At 29.3% G+C, this 6,012-nt stretch carries 5 protein-coding genes; 3 read left to right on the top strand and 2 right to left on the bottom strand.

Translation table 11 applies throughout. The features are described 5' to 3' along the window. Nucleotides 1-33 precede the first annotated feature (33 nt). Nucleotides 34-729, bottom strand: coding sequence for an ABC transporter ATP-binding protein (locus ABY863_RS12355; RefSeq protein WP_372795286.1), 696 nt, complete (start codon nucleotides 727-729; stop codon nucleotides 34-36). Between the two features lie 60 nt (nucleotides 730-789). Beyond that, the gene (locus ABY863_RS12350; protein ID WP_372795284.1) at nucleotides 790-2,268 is read right to left on the bottom strand and encodes a DUF5687 family protein; all 1,479 of its coding nucleotides are present in this window, start codon (nucleotides 2,266-2,268) and stop codon (nucleotides 790-792) included. A 126-nt stretch (nucleotides 2,269-2,394) separates the two neighbouring features. On the opposite strand from ABY863_RS12350, the gene ABY863_RS12345 reads away from it, so the two are divergent. The 3 genes from ABY863_RS12345 to ABY863_RS12335 all read left to right on the top strand — a co-directional run. Beyond that, nucleotides 2,395-3,450 (top strand): 2Fe-2S iron-sulfur cluster-binding protein, encoded by a 1,056-nt coding sequence (locus tag ABY863_RS12345; RefSeq protein ID WP_372795282.1) that lies wholly within the window; start codon nucleotides 2,395-2,397, stop codon nucleotides 3,448-3,450. 35 nt (nucleotides 3,451-3,485) lie between these two features. Then, on the top strand, nucleotides 3,486-4,160 hold the full coding sequence (locus tag ABY863_RS12340) for a LysE family translocator (protein WP_372795280.1): 675 nt from the start codon (nucleotides 3,486-3,488) through the stop codon (nucleotides 4,158-4,160). Nucleotides 4,161-4,472: 312 nt separating this feature from the next. Next, on the top strand, nucleotides 4,473-6,012 hold a 1,540-nt coding region (locus tag ABY863_RS12335; protein ID WP_372795278.1), incomplete at its 3' end, for an endonuclease.

Here is a 6,012-nt window from a genome sequence, read left to right as displayed (position 1 = left end):
GTAAAAATACAAAAAACTACTTATTTATTTGAATTACACCGTAAAATACGCTTCTAACGCTGTTAAAGTTTCTTCTGAAGTTTTTAAGTCTTTAACTATTAAGCCTTTATCTAAAACAACAATACGTTCACAAACTTCAGTAATATGACCTAAATCATGACTTGAAATTAGCACAGTGGCATTGCTATTTTTAGTCAACTCACCTAATAATTTTTTAAGACGAATTTGTGTAGTTGGGTCTAAATTAGCAAAAGGTTCATCTAAAACAATGACTTCAGGACTCCCTATTAACGCAGCAACAATTCCTGCCTTTTTCTGATTTCCTTTTGATAAATCTCTTAAATATTTTTTCTTTCCTAAAATTTCATCATTAAAAATGTCTGAAAATTGCGCTAAAAAAGTATCAATATCAGCTTTATTCATTCCTCGAAGCTCACCAATAAAATAAAAATATTCTTCAGGAGTTAAATAACCAATTAAAAAACTTTCATCAATAAAAGCAGCGGTAAAAGGTTTCCAATCTTCACTTTTGTTTACTTGAATATTATTATTTATAACCGATCCTGTAGTTGGATTAATAAGGTCTAATATTAAATTAAAGAAGGTGGTTTTTCCTGCACCATTATTTCCCACCAAACCAAAAGTTTGTCCTCTTGGAATTTCTAAATTTTCTATATTTAAAACGGTTACTCCGCCATATTTTTTTGAAAGTTCTGTTGCTTGTATCATTATATTTTTGTTTAAACGTGTAATTGTTTAGTTGTTGAAAAAGAAAATATTTTAATCTAATTAATTGCTTTGGTCAAAAGCACTAATCATTTTATGTTTAGATTTTAAATAACGTTTTGTAATTCCATTCATTAGTTTTTGATGTAATACTATTCCAATTCCGCCTAAAATAATTAGTGTTGCTATCCCCGCTTCAAAACCAATAAATTTATAAGGAAGATAAAAAAACAAAATTGGGAAAAGCAATAATGGAAAACCAATTATCCATTGTACAGCTCCTGTTCCTTGATAATTGAATGCTGCTCGTTGAGTTAAATCTATTTTTTTTCGATTAAATGAACCTCCAAATAGTAACACATGAGAATTTACACCAATATTATAAATCATTGCCGCAAAATGAATGACTAGTATTTTCCATCCAAAATACACATACGGAATACTTAAAATAAACATTAAAATTGCACTCATTAGCATTAATGAAAATTTAGAATTTAAATATTGCTTGTATTTTATATTCTGACTCATTAATAATTTATAATAACCACTATCCCAAGCAGGAATAAACTGCCCGAAGTTGATCATAAAAATTCCTGTTACAAAAATCCCAACAAAAATGAACATTGGTGGCATATTTTGGTACATTGGATTTGGGTAAAAAGCCAAACCATACAGCAAACCAATAACTACAATAAAAACGGATGATCTTGGGCGTTTATTTCTCCAAATTAACTTTAAGTCTAGTTGTAAAAAAGGTGCAATATCTCCAAATCTTCTTGTCCAAGTTAAATCAGATGTTGTTGCTATTTGTGCTTTTGCTTTTAGTGAACCATCAACATATAATTTAGGTCTTAATATTGAATAGTTTACAAAATAAAGTATACCCAAAAATGCAATTGGAATTAATATTAAAACTGGATTCTCAGTAATAGCATTTACAGCACTTGCTAGCAACCCTGATATTGAAACTATCTCAAAATAATTTAAAGCAAACAAACCTGAGGTTATTGCTATTATTGGCAAAAATGATAATTCTGTTTCAGCTGATTTACTTTCAATAATAAAATTTAAAAAATTTACTGTTAGCGTAAAAACAACCACTAATAACATCCAAATTAATACTGTTGTTGTATTGTAATCTTCAGAAATTAAAATAGTTCCAAAGGGAATAACAGCAAAAAGAGGTAGAAAATTAAAAAATGAAATCATTGATTTTCCTAATACATAATGTACTATTTTACTTCGTTTTACTGGTAAAATTAACAATGGCTTTATGTTCATAACCGGCAATTTCTGCAAGAAAAAACGCATCACCAAATCTCCTAAAAACCAATAAAACAAAAAGCCGTTCACCATGATTAATGGGTCAGATTCAGGAAACTGTTTTTTAAGTATTGGATACAATCCAAAACCTAAAGCTAAAAACACCAATATAAAATAAAGTGCTAAAAACACCATTAAAATATTTATTGCAATACTTTTTTGCCAATAGGATGAGCGAAAAAATTGTTTCCATTCAAAGTTTATAAAATGTTTAATCATTCGGTTTGGTTTTTCTTTACGATTTAATAAGTATGTTTTAACCATAAATTGTTACACGTAAATGTAACCTTTTTTAAAAATCATTCCGTAAAGTTTAATTACTTTTGTAGCCTTAAACTATTAATAATGTCAAAATTCCATTCACTTACTATAAAAGAACTAAAAAAGGAAACCCAAAATGCAGTTTCTATCGTATTTGATATTCCTTCAGAACTTAAAAACGAGTTTAAATTTATTGCGGGTCAATACATTACCATTAAAACAGCCATTGCTGGTGAAGAAATTCGCAGAGCATATTCAATTTGCTCAGCACCAAATTGTGGTGAATTAAGAGTTGCAATTAAAGCTGTAGATAATGGAACTTTCTCAGTTTATGCATGTACCATTTTAAAAGAAGGTGATATTTTAGAAGTTTCAAAACCCGAAGGAAAATTTATTTTAGAAACTTCAATGAAAAATGCCTATAATTATTTAGGAATTGCAGCTGGAAGTGGAATTACACCAATTATGGCAATGGTAAAAGCAACATTAATTGAAGAACCTAAAAGTACTTTTACACTTATTTATGGTAACAAAACGGAAGTTGACACTATTTTTAAAAATGAAATAAATAGTTTAAAAGTTGAATTTTCGAATCAATTTAATGTACAATATGTATTTAGCCGAGAACAAAAAGAGGGTACCTTATTTGGGAGAATTGACACTGGAAATATCAACTTTGTAGTTAAAAATAAATTCAAAAATCTATCTTTTTCTACTGCTTTTTTATGTGGTCCTGAAGAAATGATTCATATTGCAAAAGAAACCTTAATTGAATATGGTTTAGATAAAAATAATATTCATTTTGAACTATTTTCTACTCCTGTTTCATCAGAAAAAGAAGCTACTCAAACTTTTGAAGGAATATGTGAAATTACCGTACTTCTTGATGATGAAGAAACAACTTTTGAAATGGATACTAAAACAACCATATTAACTGCCACTTTAAAAGAGAATTTAGATGCTCCTTATTCTTGTCAAGGTGGAATTTGTAGCAGTTGTTTAGCCAAAGTTACAGAGGGAAGTGCAGTAATGACTAAAAACACTATTTTATCAGAGGAAGAAATTAAAGATGGTTTTATTTTAACCTGTCAGGCGCATCCAACTTCACATAAAATCTCTATTGACTATGACAATGTTTAATAAATAGAGTAATTTCACATCCTTATTAAACAATTATGACATTTAACGAAATAAAAGACGCAGTACTTATTGGCTTTTTTTTATCATTTATGATTGGCCCTGTTTTTTTTATGCTCATACAAACCAGCATTCTTAAAGGAGCTAGAGCAGCTATTGCTTTTGATTTAGGTGTTATTTTAGGTGATATTGTATTTATTTTAATTGCATACTATGGAAGTAAAAGTTTATTAGAACAAATAAAAGGTGATCCTCGCTTGTTTTATATTGGAGGCTTAATTTTATTGGTTTATGGATTAATCATGTATTTAGATAAAAATCAGAAAAGAGTTATTCATGATGAAACTCTAGTGATTCCTGAACAAACCAATTATATAAAACTGTTTTTGAAAGGCTTTTTACTTAATTTTATTAATGTTGGTGTGTTAGCTTTTTGGTTGGGAATGATTGTAGTTGTGGGTTCTAATTTACAAATGAATCCTGCTAAAATATTTAACTATTTTGCTGTGATTATAGCTAGTTATTTAATTACTGATATTGGAAAAATAGTATTAGCCAAACAATTAAAAAAGAAATTAACTCCAAAAATTACCTATAAAGTAAAACGAATTATGGGTATTATTTTAATGGTTTTTGGAATTGCTTTAATGTTGAAAGGCTTTATTCCAAAAAATAAAATGAATATAAATACTGTTATTGAACAACATAATTAAACTATTTAATACTGTTATAATGGGATTTCCCCTATTTTATTTAGTCTTACCGAATTTTGGCTATGGTATGGTCCTAAAAAAAATGAAAAGCAATAAAAAATTATAATAACTATACTTATTATTAATCAAATTAAGAAATCTTAATTCGTAATATAAAGGAGTTTTATGTTAAAAAATTAGGTTTAAATCCTAAATGTTTTATTAAACATTACAATTTGTTAAAAACTAGTTCATAAATTTAATAAAGCCTTAATAGGAGCGTATTTATAACAAGTTACATTTGTTACATAAATTAATTTAAATTAACCCTTTATGAAAAAAATTACTCTACTCTTATTATTAATTACCCCGTTTTGGCTCGTAGCTCAAATCCCATCCTATTATAATGATGTGAATTTATCCCTTACAGGAACAGCTTTAAAAAATGAATTAGCCACAAAAATTATTAATACACACACCACTTTTTTATCGTATTCTCAAGTATGGGATGCTTCAAAAATTACAGATCTAGATCCTAATGATGCTACACAAAGCAATATTATCTTAATTTATGGATATAATGACAATGATGGAAATTATGTTACAGACAGAACCAGAAGTAAAAATGCGAATGGAGGTATTGCAGGCACAGATTGGAATAGAGAACATACCTATGCTAAATCTCTTGGAACACCTAACTTAGGAACTTCAGGACCTGGCTCTGACGGTCATCATTTACGCCCGGCAGATGTTACTTTTAATGGACAACGTAGTAGTAAAAAATTTGCTGCAGGAAGCGGTTTTGCAGGTGACTCAAATAGTGGATGGTATCCGGGTGATGAATGGAAAGGTGACATTGCAAGAATGATGATGTATATGTATTTACGATATGGAAACCAATGTCTACCAACGGGTGTTGGTATTGGTAGTTCCGCTGCAACTCCTGATGCTATGATTGATTTATTCTTACAATGGAATGCTGAAGATCCTGTTTCTCAAATAGAAAAAAACAGAAACGAATATCATGGAAATTCGTCAAATACTTTTGCACAAGGAAATAGAAACCCTTTTATTGATAATCCAGCTTTTGCAACACAAATTTGGAATGGTCCACAAGCTGAAGATTTATTTGGAAATAGCACTCCAGATACTGAAGCACCAACTGTACCAATAAATTTGATTGCCTCAAATATTACAAACACAACTCTAGATTTAAACTGGACTGCTTCAACAGATAATATTGCTGTGAGTTCTTATGAAATTTATAAAGATAGTGTATTTTTAGTTTCATCCAATACAAATTCATATGCTGTTACTAATTTAACATTAAATACTACCTATAATTTTACGGTATATGCAAAAGATGCTACTGGAAATACTTCATCAGTAAGTACTACTGAAACTGTAACAACAGCAAACATTGTAGACACTCAATCCCCAACTACAATTACTGATTTAAATGCAAGTAATACAACTAGTACAACAACTAATTTAACTTGGACAGCTTCAACCGATAATGTTGGCGTAACAGAATACGATGTTTATAAAGATGGCATATTTTTAGCTTCAACAGTTAATGCTTCTTATAGCGTAACCGGTTTAACTGCTGCAACTTCTTTTTCTTTTACAGTTTTAGCTAAAGATACTGCTGGAAATAACTCTGCAATAAGCAATACAGCAAATGTCACTACATTAGGTGATAGTGGAAGCGGAAGTGGGACTGAACTCTTTATTTCTGAATATATTGAAGGTTCCTCAAACAATAAAGCGATTGAGATTGCTAATATTACAGGAAGTGCGATAGATTTATCTATTTATTCTTTAAAAAGAAATACCAATGGTGGTGCTTCTTGGGGTGCAGCTTTAGGTTTAT

This window comes from Lutibacter sp., from assembly GCF_041562875.1.
Taxonomy (GTDB): Bacteria; Bacteroidota; Bacteroidia; order Flavobacteriales; family Flavobacteriaceae; genus Lutibacter.
Note: the sequence above shows the minus strand (reverse complement) of the source record. Positions and strands in the feature narration are given on the sequence as shown.